This is a genomic window from Pseudomonas sp. RA_15y_Pfl1_P11, from assembly GCF_963970975.1.
In the GTDB taxonomy this organism is placed as follows: Bacteria; Pseudomonadota; Gammaproteobacteria; order Pseudomonadales; family Pseudomonadaceae; genus Aquipseudomonas; species Aquipseudomonas tritici.
Window position 1 is genome coordinate 1 of sequence record NZ_CAXAOY010000018.1, and the last position, 14987, is coordinate 14987.

The 14987-nt window shown below is 60.3% G+C and carries 16 protein-coding genes and 2 pseudogenes; 9 read left to right on the forward strand and 9 right to left on the reverse strand.

What is annotated here, in order from left to right:
* The 3 genes from AACY44_RS21030 to mnmH all read left to right on the forward strand — a co-directional run.
* Nucleotides 1-422: TerC family protein (locus AACY44_RS21030; protein ID WP_339530977.1), on the forward strand; the 422-nt coding region annotated here is incomplete at its 5' end.
* 94 nt (nt 423-516) lie between these two features.
* A complete protein-coding gene (gene selD, locus AACY44_RS21035) occupies nt 517-1551 on the forward strand; it encodes a selenide, water dikinase SelD (protein ID WP_339420104.1) in 1035 nt (344 codons plus the stop codon).
* A complete protein-coding gene (gene mnmH / locus AACY44_RS21040) occupies nt 1551-2648 on the forward strand; it encodes a tRNA 2-selenouridine(34) synthase MnmH (RefSeq protein ID WP_339420105.1) in 1098 nt (365 codons plus the stop codon). The genes selD and mnmH overlap by 1 nt, the downstream gene beginning before the upstream one ends.
* A gap of 137 nt (nt 2649-2785) precedes the next feature.
* Here the strand turns inward: mnmH and AACY44_RS21045 are convergent, their stop codons facing one another.
* Nucleotides 2786-3841 carry a permease gene (locus AACY44_RS21045; protein ID WP_339420107.1) on the reverse strand — a complete coding sequence of 352 codons (1056 nt, stop codon included), beginning with the start codon at nt 3839-3841 and terminating at the stop codon, nt 2786-2788.
* A gap of 44 nt (nt 3842-3885) precedes the next feature.
* Entirely contained in the window at nt 3886-4587 is a 702-nt protein-coding gene (locus AACY44_RS21050) for a histidine phosphatase family protein (protein WP_339420108.1), read from the reverse strand.
* A gap of 252 nt (nt 4588-4839) precedes the next feature.
* On the opposite strand from AACY44_RS21050, the gene AACY44_RS21055 reads away from it, so the two are divergent.
* From AACY44_RS21055 to hemB, 3 genes are all read left to right on the forward strand, one after another.
* Nucleotides 4840-5538, forward strand: a complete 699-nt coding sequence (locus AACY44_RS21055; RefSeq protein ID WP_339428086.1) for a glutathione S-transferase N-terminal domain-containing protein — start codon at nt 4840-4842, stop codon at nt 5536-5538.
* Nucleotides 5539-5540: 2 nt separating this feature from the next.
* Nucleotides 5541-6383: a PhzF family phenazine biosynthesis protein gene (locus tag AACY44_RS21060; RefSeq protein ID WP_339438946.1), complete on the forward strand. Its 843-nt coding sequence runs from the start codon at nt 5541-5543 to the stop codon at nt 6381-6383.
* 114 nt (nt 6384-6497) lie between these two features.
* Nucleotides 6498-7472, forward strand: a complete 975-nt coding sequence (gene hemB / locus AACY44_RS21065) for a porphobilinogen synthase (protein ID WP_339420111.1) — start codon at nt 6498-6500, stop codon at nt 7470-7472.
* Between the two features lie 42 nt (nt 7473-7514).
* Here the strand turns inward: hemB and AACY44_RS27785 are convergent.
* Nucleotides 7515-7619: pseudogene (locus AACY44_RS27785) on the reverse strand (LysE family translocator); the annotation flags it as partial.
* Nucleotides 7613-7732: pseudogene (locus tag AACY44_RS27790) on the reverse strand (LysE family translocator); the annotation flags it as partial. The pseudogenes AACY44_RS27785 and AACY44_RS27790, both read right to left, overlap by 7 nt.
* A gap of 146 nt (nt 7733-7878) precedes the next feature.
* Here AACY44_RS27790 and AACY44_RS21075 point away from each other — a divergent pair.
* On the forward strand, nt 7879-8964 hold the full coding sequence (locus tag AACY44_RS21075; protein ID WP_339420113.1) for a DUF1615 domain-containing protein: 1086 nt from the start codon (nt 7879-7881) through the stop codon (nt 8962-8964).
* Here the strand turns inward: AACY44_RS21075 and AACY44_RS21080 are convergent, their stop codons facing one another.
* Entirely contained in the window at nt 8965-9759 is a 795-nt protein-coding gene (locus tag AACY44_RS21080; protein ID WP_339493499.1) for a DUF4349 domain-containing protein, read from the reverse strand.
* A 157-nt stretch (nt 9760-9916) separates the two neighbouring features.
* Between AACY44_RS21080 and AACY44_RS21085 the strand changes: the two genes are divergently transcribed.
* On the forward strand, nt 9917-10333 hold the full coding sequence (locus tag AACY44_RS21085; protein WP_339420141.1) for a PaaI family thioesterase: 417 nt from the start codon (nt 9917-9919) through the stop codon (nt 10331-10333).
* A 103-nt stretch (nt 10334-10436) separates the two neighbouring features.
* Here the strand turns inward: AACY44_RS21085 and AACY44_RS21090 are convergent, their stop codons facing one another.
* Genes AACY44_RS21090 through AACY44_RS21100 form a run of 3 tightly spaced genes read right to left on the reverse strand, consistent with a single transcriptional unit; the run spans nt 10437 to nt 13022 of the window.
* Nucleotides 10437-11618 carry an acetyl-CoA C-acetyltransferase gene (locus AACY44_RS21090; RefSeq protein WP_339420116.1) on the reverse strand — a complete coding sequence of 394 codons (1182 nt, stop codon included), beginning with the start codon at nt 11616-11618 and terminating at the stop codon, nt 10437-10439.
* A gap of 11 nt (nt 11619-11629) precedes the next feature.
* The gene (locus AACY44_RS21095) at nt 11630-12289 is read right to left on the reverse strand and encodes a CoA transferase subunit B (RefSeq protein ID WP_065872325.1); all 660 of its coding nucleotides are present in this window, start codon (nt 12287-12289) and stop codon (nt 11630-11632) included.
* A 34-nt stretch (nt 12290-12323) separates the two neighbouring features.
* Nucleotides 12324-13022 carry a CoA transferase subunit A gene (locus AACY44_RS21100; protein WP_339420117.1) on the reverse strand — a complete coding sequence of 233 codons (699 nt, stop codon included), beginning with the start codon at nt 13020-13022 and terminating at the stop codon, nt 12324-12326.
* A gap of 189 nt (nt 13023-13211) precedes the next feature.
* Between AACY44_RS21100 and AACY44_RS21105 the strand changes: the two genes are divergently transcribed.
* On the forward strand, nt 13212-14117 hold the full coding sequence (locus AACY44_RS21105; RefSeq protein ID WP_339420119.1) for a LysR family transcriptional regulator: 906 nt from the start codon (nt 13212-13214) through the stop codon (nt 14115-14117).
* Between the two features lie 61 nt (nt 14118-14178).
* On the opposite strand, the gene AACY44_RS21110 is transcribed toward AACY44_RS21105, so the two are convergent.
* Nucleotides 14179-14508 carry a hypothetical protein gene (locus tag AACY44_RS21110; RefSeq protein ID WP_339420121.1) on the reverse strand — a complete coding sequence of 110 codons (330 nt, stop codon included), beginning with the start codon at nt 14506-14508 and terminating at the stop codon, nt 14179-14181.
* Between the last annotated feature and the right edge of the window lie 479 nt (nt 14509-14987).

Genomic DNA, 14987 nt, shown 5'->3' on the forward strand with positions numbered 1-14987 from the left:
ATCACAGCATGGACCCCGAGCCCGAAGAGAAGGCCAGCGTCGGCAATACGGTAGCCATCGGTTTCGCCGCGGCCATCGGGCAGATCCTGTTGCTTGACCTGGTGTTCTCCATCGACAGCATCATCACCGCCGTGGGCATGACCGAGCACTTGCCGATCATGATCATTGCCGTGGTGACCTCGGTGATCGTGATGCTGGTGGCGGCCGAGCCGTTGGCCAAGTTCATCAACGATAACCCGACCGTGGTGATGTTGGCCCTGGGCTTCCTGATCATGATCGGTATGACCCTGATCGCCGAAGGCTTTGGTGCCCATGTGCCTAAAGGCTACGTTTACGCGGCCATGGCGTTCTCCGCGGCCATCGAATGTCTGAACATTGCCAGGCGCAACCGCCACAAGCGTTTGCTGGCGGCCCGGCAGTAACGGCTGAAACCAAAAGGCCGGCTGCGCTCACAAGAGCTCAGCCGGCCTTTTGCTGTCTGTTAGAATTCGCGCACTTGATAGCGTGAGGTCATACATGAACGAGCCGATTCGTCTTACCCAGTACAGCCATGGCGCGGGGTGTGGCTGCAAGATATCGCCCCAGGTATTGGAGGTGATCCTTGCCGGCAGCGGCGCGCAGAACCTCGACCCCAAGCTGTGGGTGGGCAACGCTTCGCGCGATGATGCAGCGGTGTACGCCATCGACGATGAGCGCGGCGTGGTCTCCACCACTGACTTTTTCATGCCGATTGTCGATGATCCCTTCGACTTCGGGCGGATTGCAGCGACGAACGCCATCAGCGACATCTACGCCATGGGCGGTGACCCGCTGATGGCCATCGCCATTCTCGGCTGGCCGGTCAATGTACTGGCACCGGAGATTGCCCGGGAAGTGATCCGTGGCGGCCGTTCCGTGTGCGACGAAGCCGGAATCCCACTGGCGGGGGGCCACTCCATCGATGCCCCGGAGCCGATCTTCGGGCTGGCCGTCACCGGCATCGTGCAAAAGCGCCATATGAAACGCAATGACACCGCAACCGTGGGTTGCCGGCTTTATCTCACCAAACCCCTGGGCATCGGCATCCTGACCACCGCTGAGAAGAAGGGCAAACTGCGTGAGGCGGATATCGGCCTGGCGCGTGACTGGATGTGTACGCTGAACACACCTGGCAGCCGTTTCGGCAAATTGACGGGTGTCACGGCGATGACCGATGTCACCGGTTTCGGCTTGCTGGGCCATCTGGTGGAAATGGCCGACGGCAGCCGCCTGACGGCCCGCATCGAATACAACAAAGTCCCACGTCTGCCGGGGATTGAGGACTACCTGGATCAAGGTTGCATGCCGGGTGGCACCCTGCGCAACTTCGACAGTTACTCCGCCAGGCTCGGGCGCCTGCAGGAGTTGCATAAGCGTGTGCTGTGTGACCCACAGACCAGCGGTGGCCTGTTGATCGCGGTCACCCCCGAGGGTGACGCCGAGTTTCATGTCGCCGCCGCCGAACTGGGCCTGGCCCTTGAGCCTATCGGCGAACTGGTTGAGCGACAGACCCACGCGGTAGAGGTGTTTTGATGGCCGCTGACATCACCGACTACCGCGATATCTTCCTCAATGACCGACCGATGATGGATACCCGCGCGCCGGTAGAGTTCGTCAAAGGTGCCTTCCCGGGTGTAGTCAACCTGCCGCTGATGAGCGATAACGAGCGTCAGCGGGTCGGTACCTGCTACAAACAGCAAGGCCAGCAGGCCGCAATCGTGCTGGGCCACGAGCTGGTGTCCGGGGCAATCAAGGCTGAACGCATCGATCAGTGGGCGCTGTTCGCGAAGACCAATCCCCATGGCTACCTGTATTGTTTTCGCGGTGGTTTGCGCTCGCAGATCGTGCAGCAATGGCTCAAGACTGAGGTGGGCATTGAGTACCCGCGTGTGGGCGGCGGTTACAAAGCCATGCGCACCTTTTTGCTGGAGACGCTCGAGCAAGCGGCAACGCAGTGTGATTTCGTATTGCTCGGCGGCATGACCGGCACTGGCAAGACCGAGGTGCTCGGCCAGTTACACAATGCCCTGGACCTGGAAAACCATGCCAACCATCGTGGTTCCAGCTTCGGCAAGCGCGCCACGGCGCAGCCGTCCAACATCGACTTTGAAAACCGCTTGGCGGTGGACCTGCTGAAAAAACGCGCAGGGGGGGTCCAGCAGTTCGTGATCGAGGACGAAAGCCGCATGATCGGCAGTTGCGCGCTGCCGTTGCCGTTGTACAAAGGCATGCAGACGTATCCGATGGTATGGCTTGAGGACAGCGTCGAAGGGCGGGTCGAGCGCATCTTGCGCGATTACGTGGTGGACCTGTGTGCCGAGTTCATCGCGCTGTTTGGCGAGCAGGGCCACGCGGTGTTTGCCGGGCGTCTGACCCAGAGCCTGGCCAACATCCACAAGCGCCTGGGTGGGGAGCGCTTCCAGCGGCTGCAGGCGATCCTGCAGGACGCGCTGGCGGAACAGGCGCGTAGCGGTGCAGTGGATTTGCATCGCGTGTGGATCGAAGCCTTGTTGCGCGAGTATTACGACCCGATGTATGCGTTTCAGCGGGAGAGCAAAGGCGCGCGGGTCGAGTTCGCGGGAGAGCAGAGGGCAGTAGTGGAGTATCTGCGTAACAGGGTGAATGGGTGATATTCAAGGGCCTATTCGCGAGCAAGTCACTCCCACATGTTGACCGTGTTCCTACAGGGTAAACGCGGTCTGGATGGGCGCGTGGGGGGGCGACGATTCGACTTGCTCGCGAAAGGGCCATCAGCCCCACTGAATAACTACAGGATGAGCGCCCCGATCAGCCCACACACCACCCCCGCCAGCATGGTCAACCCGGCCACCGTAATCAGCACCCTTGCATCAAAGTCCTTACGCAGCATCAGCAGCGACGGTAGGCTCACGCTGGGCAGGGTCATCAGCAACGCCACGGCCGGGCCGGTGCCCATGCCCAGGGTCATCATGGTTTGTACGATGGGAATCTCTGCGGCGGTTGGAATCACAAACAGCGTGCCGACGATTGCCAGTGGCACCAGCCACATCAGGCTGTTGGTCATGGCGCCGTCCACATGGGGGAATAGCCAGACTCGCGCCGCGCCCAGGACCAGCACCGCCAGGATATAGATCGGAATTGTGCTCCAAAACAGCTGCCACAGGGTGCGTAACCAGCGGCTCAGGAACGGTTGCGAGTCGACAATATTGACCTCGGCTATCGCATCCAGTGCGGCTGCCGGCACCTGTTCAGACCGCGCAATGCGCTGCGCCACGAGAGAGACACCCACCACCAGCACAATCCCCGCCACCAGCCGCAGGGCGGTAAAGCCCCAGCCCAGGACAAAACCCATGAACACCAGGGTGGCCGGGTTCAACACCGGGTTGGCGATCCAGAATGCCAGCGCGGCCCCCACCGATACTTGCTGACGCCGCATACCCGCCGCGACCGGCGCCGCACAGCAACTGCACATCATCCCCGGCAAAGCAAACAGCCCGCCGCGCAGGGTGGAGCCGAGTCCGGCGCGGCCAAACAGGCGCAGCAACCAGTCGCGGGGGATCAGCACTTGCAGCAATGAGCCAAGAATCACCGCCAGCACAGCGGCCTTCCAGATCGCCAGGAAATACACCTGGGCATAGGCCAGCGCCGCCGCCAATGGCGAGCGTTGTTGATCGTTGAGAATCGAGGCGCCGATGCTGTGGTTATCGGCGGCAACGAAGGCCTTGAGGTAGTAGGGGGACCACTTCACATAGTAGAGGCCAACGCAGGCTACCAGCAGGAACAGTGCAGGTTTCCACCAGATAGACCAGCCCCGGTTGGGCTGGGAGGAAGTGAGGTTAGGCATGGGGATGATCCGCAGGTGAGTCGATAGCGGCATATCATACGCTGTCAGCTATCGGCACTCACCTGCGTGGGGTTCGGGCAGGTCTGTTCACCGTTGTTCAAGCCTTGCTTGTAGTTGCGGCTCAGCAGCGAGGCCTTGCCGTTGTGCCAGGTCAGCGTCAGCACATACAGGGTGTCGTAGTCGCTGCCCGACCAATCGTCGGTGATGGTGTGCTTTTCGCCCGACGCTTCACTCGCCACCTTGTTGATCAACTCCGGCAGATAGCCGTGGGACCAAGCGGTGTAAATCGTGGCGTTGTGGTACTTGTCTTCCACCAGCTCATCGGCGAGGGCGCTGGTGTCGTTCGCGGAAAATTTGATGTTGACCGGCAGGCCGAGCTTGATCGCGCTGGGGCTGATGGTCATCAGGGGGCGAATGTAGCTGTAGGAATTGTCCAGCTCACCTTCCTCCACATTACGTGTGGGGTTGGCCGCAAATACGAAGTCGGCATTGCCGAATTTTTCCGGCAGCAGGGTGGCCAGGTTCATTGCTCTGTTGAGGCCTTGGCAATTGAGTTGGCCCAGGCCGCCTGCCGGTTTTTCACCATGGCGCAGGAACACCAGGGTTTGTACGCCGTTCACCTGTTCGGCCCTACTGACGCGCGATTCCAGGGTCAGGCCGATAGCGCCGCCTACGAGCAACAGCGGCAACATGATGTATGAATATCGTTTTAGGCGTAGCGCAAGGCACAACGGCTTGATGGTCATTATTGTCGAGTCTTCAGTGCATCGGATTAAGGCGGACAAGCCCGGCCCCAGTGACGCATCCGGCGTCCTGCGGTGTTCCCTGTCAGTATTGCGGTTCGCCTCCGTTCACCGTTTAAGCGCACTTAAGAGTGCGCGAGGGCCTATTGGTTCGCCCAGACGGGATAATTAGCCAGCGGTTGTTGCGTATTGATGACCCATGCAGGACACGGAACAGATGTCTATCATGGAGCCTTTCTGTTCAGGAGCTCCCCGATGAACTCACTCGCTGCCTTCCCGATCAACAGCAAATGGCCCGCCCAGCATCCCGAGCGCTTGCAGCTGTACTCGCTGCCGACACCCAACGGGGTAAAAGTCTCGATCATGCTCGAAGAGCTGGGGCTGCCTTACGAAGCGCATAAAATCAGCTTCGAGACCCAGGACCAGTTGTCTCCCGAGTTCCTGTCCCTGAACCCCAACAATAAGATCCCCGCGATCATCGACCCCGATGGTCCCAGCGGCCAGCCACTGGCGCTGTTCGAGTCCGGCGCGATCCTGATCTACCTGGCGGAAAAAACCAGCCAACTGCTCTCCGAAGACCCCGCCACCCGCTATGAAACGATTCAGTGGCTGATGTTTCAGATGGGGGGCATCGGCCCGATGTTTGGCCAGTTGGGGTTTTTCAATAAATTTGCCGGCAAAGCCTACGAAGACAAGCGCCCCCGCGACCGTTACGCTGCCGAATCCAGGCGCCTGCTGGACGTGTTGGAAAAACGCCTGCTGGGCCGCACCTGGATCATGGGTGACGACTACAGCATCGCCGACATCGCCACCTTCCCGTGGATCCGCAACCTGATCGGTTTCTACGAGTCCGGTGACCTAGTGGGCATCGCCGACTTCCCCAATGTACTGCGCGCGCTGGACGGTTTCGTCGCACGGCCGGCGGTGATCCGTGGCCTTAGTATTCCGAGCTGAGCATGCCGACTTTCGATTTCAAACAGCTGGATGTCTTCACCAGCGTTTCGCTCAAAGGCAACCCATTGGCGGTGGTGTTCGGCGCCGATAGCCTGACCGACCAGCAGATGGCGGACTTTGCCAACTGGACCAACCTGAGCGAAACCACGTTCCTGCTGACCCCGCGCGACCCCGAGGCGGACTACCGGGTGCGGATTTTCACGACCTTGCAGGAACTGCCTTTTGCCGGGCACCCGACACTGGGCAGTTGCCACGCATGGCTGCAGGCGGGCGGTATTCCCAAAGGTGAGGAAATAATCCAAGAGTGCGAAATCGGCTTGGTGCGTATCCGTCGCCAGCATGATGAGCTGGCGTTTATCGCACCGCCTTTGTTGCGCGCCGGGCCGGTGGAAGCGCCTGTCATAGAGCGCGTTCGCCTGGCGTTGGGCTTGGCGCCAGAGGCCATCCTGCGTAGCCAGTGGGTCGACAACGGCGCGGGATGGTTGGCAGTGATGCTGGCTGATCGCAATCAGGTGCTGGATCTGCAACCGGATTACTCACAACTGCTCGGTTTGGCCGTGGGTGTGATCGCCCCCTGTGATCCCGCGAGGGACGACGTGGATGCGCAATTTGAAGTTCGCGCCTTTATCGCGGGCGACGGCGCCCCGGAAGACCCCGCCACCGGCAGCTTGAATGCCGGTGTCGCGCAATGGCTGCTGGCCGAAGGCCTGGCGCCTGAGCGCTATATGGTCAGCCAGGGCACTGCGCTGGGGCGTGCGGGGCGTATTCGCATTGAACGCCAGGGTGAGGAAATCTGGGTGGGTGGCGCTGTGGCGGTGTGTATCGAAGGGCGTTTACAGCTCTAGATCAATAAATTGTTACGGCCCTCGCAATACACTATTGGGCCCTCCGGGTTTGTGTTGCCGGTGCCTGGGGGCATAAGCTTCGCCCCAAAGTTTTGACCTTTATCCAGGATTGCCATGACCAGCCAGTTCCCCCAAGCCCGTCCACGCCGCCTGCGCCGCTCCCCGGAGCTGCGTGGCTTGTTTCAGGAAAGCGAGTTCACCCTCAACGACTTGGTACTGCCGATTTTCGTCGAAGAAGAAATCGACGACTTCGTGCCCATCACCAGCATGCCGGGCGTGTTACGCATCCCCGAGAAAAAACTGGCCGGTGAAATCGAGCGCTATGCGCGTGCCGGCATCAAGTCGGTGATGACCTTTGGCGTGTCCCACCACTTGGACGCCAACGGCAGCGACACCTGGAAAGAACGCGGCCTGGTTTCGCGCATGTCCTCGATCATCAAGGACGCGGTGCCGGAAATGATCGTGATGTCCGACACTTGCTTCTGTGAATACACCGACCATGGCCACTGCGGCGTGATGCACGGTGCGCATGTCGACAATGACGCGACGCTGGTCAACCTCGGCAAGCAAGCCGTGGCCGCTGCCCGTGCGGGCGCTGATGTGATCGCCCCTTCGGCAGCGATGGACGGTCAGGTCCAGGCAATCCGCCGCGCCTTGGACGACGCCGGTTTCACCCACCTCCCGATCATGGCTTACTCCACCAAATTCGCCTCGGCCCTCTACGGCCCGTTCCGCGAAGCCGGCGGCAGCGCGCTCAAGGGGGACCGCAAAAGCTACCAGATGAACCCAATGAACCGCCGCGAAGCCGTGCGCGAATCGCTGCTGGACGAACAGGAAGGTGCCGATGCGTTGATGGTCAAGCCGGCCGGCGCCTACCTCGATATCATCCGCGATATCCGCGAAGCCTCGCGTTTGCCGGTGGCGGCTTATCAGGTCAGTGGCGAGTACGCGATGATTAAGTTCGGCGCCCAGGCTGGCGCGATTGATGAGGATCGTGTGGTGCGTGAGACCTTGGGGTCGATCAAGCGCGCGGGTGCGGATTTGATCTTCACCTACTTCGCGATGGACCTGGCACTGGCCGGGATCTAGAAAACACCGCAAGTCTAAATGTGTGTGGGCTTGCAGTGTTTATCAGCGCTGCGCAAACGCCAGGTTCAAGCCCAACCCCGCAAAGGCCGCCGCGAAACTGCGGCGCAGCCAATTCTGCACCCGTGGCGACTCGATCACTGCGCGGCGAACACACTGGCGCGCTTGCCGGCGGTGAGGCCTGTGGACACGGTAAAAATCACGCCGGTGCCGGGAATCAGCACGACGATCAGGCAGGTGATGAGGAAGTTCAGGCTGAGCATGGCATTCAAACTCCGTGTAAGAATGGTCGATGACAGATCCTGTCACGTTTGTGATTGCCTGGCGAGCACGCCAGCGCGGCGAACCCTGGTTAGACTTACCGGTCGATATCTGCAACGCCCGGCCCGCCGTCATCCAAGGAAACCCCATGTATTCAAGCCGCCTGATCCTGTGCCTTGCCACGTTGCTGGTGCTGGCCGGTTGCTCTACAACCCGCAACCCGCAACAGCCGGAGCGCAGCGAGGCTGAGGTGAAGGCGCAGATCGTGCGCTTGCTGCCGGCTAACGTCTCGGACCGCAACGGTTGGGCCCAGGACATCTACACCGCCTTCGACACCCAGAAAATCTACCCCAGTACGGAAAATATCTGCGCCGTGCTGGCGGTGACCGAACAGGAATCCACTTACCAAGTCGATCCGCCCGTGCCGAACATGGGCAAGATCGCCCAGGATGAAATCCTGCGGCGTGCCGGTAAGGTCCATGTGCCAGCCTTTTTCGTACGCAGCGCACTTCAATTGCGCTCGCCCACGGGCAGCACATACGCCGATCGCCTGAGCGCCGCACGCACGGAGAGGGACCTGAGTGGCATCTTTGATGACTTCATCAGCATGGTGCCCCTGGGCAACACGTTATTCGGTGGTTTCAACCCGGTGCATACCGCAGGCCCGATGCAGGTCAGCATCGACTTTGCGCAGAAACAGGCACGGGGTTATCCCTACACGGTGGACGGCACTATTCGCCGTGAAGTCTTCACCCGCCGTGGCGGCATGTACTTCGGTATCGCGCATTTGCTGGGTTACCCGGTGAACTATGACCAGCCTGTGTACCGCTTCGCCGACTTCAATGCCGGTTGGTATGCCAGTCGCAATGCCGCGTTCCAGGCCGCCGTCAGCCGTGCCTCGGGCACCGAGTTGGCGCTGGATGGGGATTTGATACGGTACGGCTCATTGCTACCCGGCACCACCGAGTTGGCAGTGCGTTCCCTGGGCGCGAAGCTGGATATGCGCAATCCGAGCATCCGCAGCCAGCTGGATCAGGGTAAGCAACTGGATTTTGAAGAGACCGCTCTGTACAAACGCGTGTTCGCACTCGCGGACAAAGCCGCCGGCAAGCCGATGCCACGGGCGATCCTGCCGGGCATCGTGCTCAAGAGTCCGAAGATCACCCGCAACCTGACGACGGCGTGGTTTGCCAAGCGGGTGGATGAGCGGTATCAGCGTTGCATGAAGCGCTGATCAGATGCGGCGTTTGACAAAGCGGCGCCACAGCCACACCCACAACCACACCACCGGGAACGCCAGGATCACGAACGGCAGCACATAGCTTGAGCGTTCCAGGGCGTCGGCAGTGCCCTCGACCATATTGTCCCCCAGGTTGCTGAACATCCGACTGAACCGTGACGGCTGGTTCGCGCCGTCAAGGGAACGGAAGTTCAGGGTCACGTGGTTGGTGTCGAGACGGCGTTGCTGGCCGGCAGCGACTTGGGCGAGCGCCTGCAATTCGTTCTCTATACCCGCCTGTTCCTTGCTCAGGGCGATCAGGTCACTGACCGTGATGTCCTTGCGTTTGGCCAATTCATCCAGGCGTTGTTGCTGGGCCAGCAGGCGGTCCTGCCGGCGGCGTAAGTCGGCGACCGCATCGGCCAGGTCCTCGGCGGTGGTGATGCGTTGGCCGAGTTTGCCACCTTCAGCGGCCATCGCGACCATCGACTCCACACCCGTCGGCGCGATACGCAGAATGATCTGGCCACCGTTGCCGTCTTCGGTGATGCCCAGGATATTGCACGCGCCAAAGCGTGCTGTTTCGCAGGCCTCGCGTGTCGCCTGCATGCGCGGCGCGAGCAGGGCGCCGGGCAGGGCCAGGCTCAGCTCGTGCTCGTAGGCCAATTGCGCACCGGCACGGCTCTGCTCGCCGTTGATCACCCTGGCGCGGGAGTGGTCCTTGGGCGAGCAGCCAACCAGGGCCAGGCCGGCGACCAAGATTATTAAGCCGGTGCGAAGCGGATGGGGCTTGCCGTCCAGATGGCGCATTGCTGTTCCTTGCGGGGTACGGGGGGATTTTACGGCGATTAAAGCGGGTCTGGTGGATTAACGCAAAGCATCGCGGGGGATTTGCGTGATGGATGGTAATGGCCGCTGCTTGTGGCGTGGCGTACACCTCAATCTTCAGTTCAAGGAAGCGTTCGCCATGATCGCCCACTCAGTGCCCGAAGGTTTCGTTTCGCTGCCCCGCAGCAGCCCATTGCTTGATCTGCTTGGCCCGGCGTATTGCCGGGGTGACGGCGTGCACCTGGAAATCGCCCTGCGTGCCGACAATCGCCACGCCAATGGACGCGGCACGGTGCATGGCGGCGTGTTGGCGACCTTGGCAGATGTCGGCATGGGCTACGCGATGGCGTTTTCCATTGAGCCGCCACTGCCGCTGATTACCGCGAGCATGACCTTGGATTACCTGGGGGCGGTGCAGGTTGGGGAGTGGATCGTGGTGCGCATGGAACATCACAAACGCGGGCGGCAGATGGCGTTTGCCACGGTGAGCCTGCAGGTGGGGGAGAAGGTGGTGGCGCGGGCGAGTGCGGTGTTTGCGGTGCCGCGCAGTAGCTAGCGAGCAAGCCCGCACACATTTGAACTGTGTTTTTTCAGGCGTACCGCGAAAAGAAAAGGCCCGGTTTTCGTGGAACCGAGCCTCCTCCCTGTTGCTCTTTGAATCAGTTGCGTTCGAGAGCGAGGGCCACGCCTTGGCCGCCGCCGATGCACAGCGTCGCCAGGCCTTTCTTGGCGTCGCGTTTGATCATTTCATGCAGCAGGGTCACCAGCACGCGGCAGCCTGAGGCGCCAATCGGATGGCCGATGGCGATGGCGCCGCCGTTGACGTTGACCTTGTTGGCGTCCCATTCCAGTTCTTTGCCTACCGCCAGGGATTGCGCGGCGAAGGCTTCGTTGGCTTCGATCAGGTCCAGGTCGCCCAGGCCCCAACCGGCTTTGTCCAGGCAGCGGCGGGTGGCCGAGACTGGGCCGATACCCATGATGGCCGGGTCGACGCCGGCGTTGGCGTAGCTGGCGATGCGCGCCAAGACCGGAAGGCCGAGGGCCTTGGCTTTGGCGGCACTCATCAGCAGCACCGCAGCAGCGCCATCGTTCAGGCTGGACGCGTTGCCGGCGGTGACGCTGCCGTCTTTCTTGAAAGCAGGTTTGAGCTTGGCCAGGGACTCGGCGGTGGTGCCGGCGCGCGGCTGTTCGTCCACGGCGAAGGCTACCGGGTCGCCTTTGCGCTGGGGAATCAGGATCGGGGTGATCTCATCCACAAAGCGGCCGGCTTCGATCGCAGCAGTCGCTTTTTGCTGTGAGGCGGCGGCGAACGCATCCTGGGCTTCACGGCTGATGCCGTACTTATCGACCAGATTCTCGGCGGTAATGCCCATGTGGTAGTCGTTGAACGCGTCCCACAGGCCGTCGGTGATCATGCTGTCGAGCATCTTGGCATGGCCCATGCGCAAACCAGTGCGCGCGGCGGGCAGTACGTACGGGGCCAAACTCATGTTCTCCATGCCGCCGGCAATGATGACCTCGGCGTCACCGCAACGGATGGCTTGGGCGCCCAGGTGCAGGGCCTTGAGGCCAGAGCCGCAGACCTTGTTCAAGGTCAGGCTTGGCACCGCATGGGGTAGGCCGGCGAGGATCGAGGCCTGGCGCGCCGGGTTCTGGCCGCTGCCCGCGGTGAGCACCTGGCCGAGGATCACTTCATCCACTTCGGCCGGGTCCAGGCCGGTCTGTTCCAACAAGCGACGGATCACGGCGGCGCCCAGTTCGGGGGCCGGGATATTCGCCAGCGAACCCTGGAAGCTGCCAACGGCGGTGCGGGTGGCAGCAACAATCACGACGTCTTGCATGAGCTCTGTCCTCACTGGAAGTGCATTTCTGGAACGTGGTCCGGGACGATCAGTTTACCGGCGGTCTTGCTCACAATCTCTTCCACGCTGACGCCAGGTGCGCGTTCCTTGAGGACAAAAGCGCCATTTTCTATTTCCAGGTACGCCAGGTCAGTCAGCACACGCTTGATGCAGTTCGCACCGGTCAGCGGCAGGCTGCACTGGCTGAGCAGCTTGGATTCACCATCCTTGGACGCGTGGGTCATGATCACGATGATGTTTTCTGCACCGGCCACCAGGTCCATGGCACCGCCCATGCCTTTGACCAGCTTGCCGGGGATCATCCACGAGGCGATGTTGCCCTGTACGTCCACTTCAAATGCGCCGAGCACGGTAAGGTCGACGTGGCCGCCGCGAATCATCGCGAAGGACTCGGCGGAGGAGAAGATCGACGCACCGATGCGTGCGGTGACGGTTTGCTTGCCGGCGTTGATCATGTCGGCGTCAATGGTGTCTTCGGTTGGAAACGGGCCCATGCCGAGCAGGCCGTTCTCCGATTGCAGCATGACTTCCATGCCTTCGGGAATGTAGTTGGCCACCAGGGTCGGAATGCCGATGCCGAGGTTGACGTAGAAACCGTCCTGCATTTCGCGGGCGACGCGTTGAGCCATTTGTTCGCGGGTAAGAGCCATTTTATGAGTCCTTATTGTTCGGGCTGGAGGCGGATTATTTGCGCACGGTGCGCTGTTCGATGCGCTTCTCGAACGTGCCGCAGATGATCCGGTCGACGTAGATGCCAGGGGTGTGGATCTGCGCCGGGTCCAGCTCGCCCGGTTCGACGATTTCCTCGACTTCGACCACGGTGATCTTGCCGGCGGTGGCTGCCAGCGGGTTGAAGTTCTGGGCGGTGTGGCGGTAGATGACGTTGCCGAAATGGTCGGCTTTCCAGCCTTTGACGATGGCGAAGTCACCGGTGATGGATTCTTCCATCAGGTACGGGCGACCGTTGAATTCGCGGGTTTCCTTGCCCTCGGCAACCGGGGTGCCGACGCCGGTGGCGGTAAAGAAGGCTGGGATGCCGGCGCCGCCTGCGCGCATTTTCTCGGCCAGGGTGCCTTGGGGGGTCAGCACCACTTCTATTTCGCCGCTGAGCAATTGCTTCTCGAACAAGGCGTTTTCACCGACGTAGGACGCGATCACTTTGCTGATCTGCTTTTCTTCCAGCAGCACGCCCAGGCCAAAACCGTCGACGCCGCAGTTGTTCGAAACCACGGTCAGGTTGCGGGTGCCTTTGCGCTTGATCTCGGCGATGAGGTTTTCCGGAATGCCGCACAGGCCAAAACCGCCGGAGAGGACGGTCATGCCGTCTTCAAGGCCTGCCAATGCTTCCTCGTAGGACGCCACGCGTTTATCGAAACCTGCCATATGCACCTCTATTATTGTTTGTGGGCCAGCCAATGAACCGAGTGTTGCTCTGACGGATTGATTTGTTAAGTTGTTTTTTTAGGTTGATTGATTTAGAAAACAGAATAATTAGCTTCAAGCCGCAAGCTTCAAGCCTAGTCAGCGGCCGCTTTAACTTGCAGCTTTCAACTTGTCACTTGGAGCTTACCCATGACCGTTAAACAGATGAGGGCGTTTCTCGCCGTGGCCCAGAGCCTGAGTTTTGCCGCCGCCTGCGAGCGCCTGCATCTTTCCCAATCGGCGCTGAGCCTGACCATCAAGGGGCTGGAAGAAGGGTTGGGCGGGCGCCTGTTCAGTCGCAATACGCGTAACGTTGCGTTGACCCCTGAAGGCGAATCCCTGTTGCCCCTGGCGCGCCGACTGATTGCCGACTGGGACAACGCCGAAGACGAACTGCGCCAGCGCTTCACCTTGCAGCGCGGGCGCGTCACGGTGGCGGCGATGCCGTCGTTTGCCGGCAATTTGCTGCCGCCGATCCTGAAAATATTCCGCGCGCGTTACCCTCAGGTAAATGTGACCGTGCATGACTTGATCAATGAGCAGGTGCTGGAGATGGTCCGCGATCGCCAGGTGGAGCTGGGCGTGGCATTCGAGCCCTCCGAAGGATCATCGTTGGCGTTTACCCCGCTGTACCTGGACCGGTTTATTGCGGTTGTGCCGGGTGACTCAGTCTTGGCGCAATGCACAGAAATCGATTGGAAAACCCTGCTGGAGCAGCCGTTCATTACGCTGCAACGGCCTTCGACGGTGCGGGTGATGCTGGAAGAACACCTGGGCGCCTTGCAGATGAAGTTGCCCGTAGCACTGGAGAGCCATCAACTGGCGACAGTGGGCAAGATGGTGGCGAATGGTTTGGGTGTCAGTGCCGTACCTGCATTGTGCGCGCGGCAGATGGTCGAGGCGGGTGCCCATTGCATCACCTTGAGCAATCCGGTGATTGAACGGCCGATTGGGGTGCTGACCAAGCCAGGGCATGAACTTTCGGCGGCAGCGCAGGTGCTGTTTGATATTTTTTGCGATGAGGCGGGGAAGGGACGATTACCCGCGTTGTTATAAAACACGTATTAAAAAGCCCGCTCGAATTAACGAGCGGGCTTAAATGTTTAAGGCTGTGTTATCAGCAGTATCTATCAATCACTTTAATCTGCGATTGGCCGTTGAGGTTCTGCCATTCGGTATTAAGTGTGTGGAAGACCTGTTCGATAAAGTTGCGATCGGCAGCAGCCTTCTTGCCAACATAACCCTGGCCACGGCGGTACATCTTCAGGCGTGCCGCCAGTTCACGGTTATTGCGGTCGAACTCGGCTTCTTCGGTATGGGGCGCCAGGCAGTCAATTTGGACTTCGCCCGATTTGCCAATCCACAGGATATGGTCGTCGAGCGTGTCTTTTTGCGCTGCGAACATCTCAGCCAATTCATCGATAGTGGGTTGGTTGTTCAGATTCATGTGTAAGCCCCTTGACCAGTTGGCGATCTATCAATTGATTCGTTAAAACTGCTTAGTTGTCTCCGGTTTTGAAAACCGGGCGTCAGCGACTGTCTGCCGAATACGGGCAGGGTCTTGAACCTGATGCATGTAGTCTTGCTGATGAACTGCTACGCAATGCTTTCTCAACGAAGACAAGCAGCACTTGCGCTCCTTGTACCGATCCTCTCGGCCGGTCAGCTTCATCAATCCGCCTTGTGGGCAGTGCACATCCGGAAAAAACAGCTCGGCGGTCAGACGAGCTCTTTCAAAACACTTGTTGCCAACGCTCCCGATCCGGGAGACGTCTCGATAATGCAAGGACAAAAACGTTACGTCAACGATTATGTAGTGATTATTTTTGGTCACTACATAATTTGTTGTGGGGGCGGGGTAATGCGGAGAAACGTGACTTGGGCGTCATTTTTTGGAAGGGTGGGTCGTAGGCTTTCCGTCGCTAA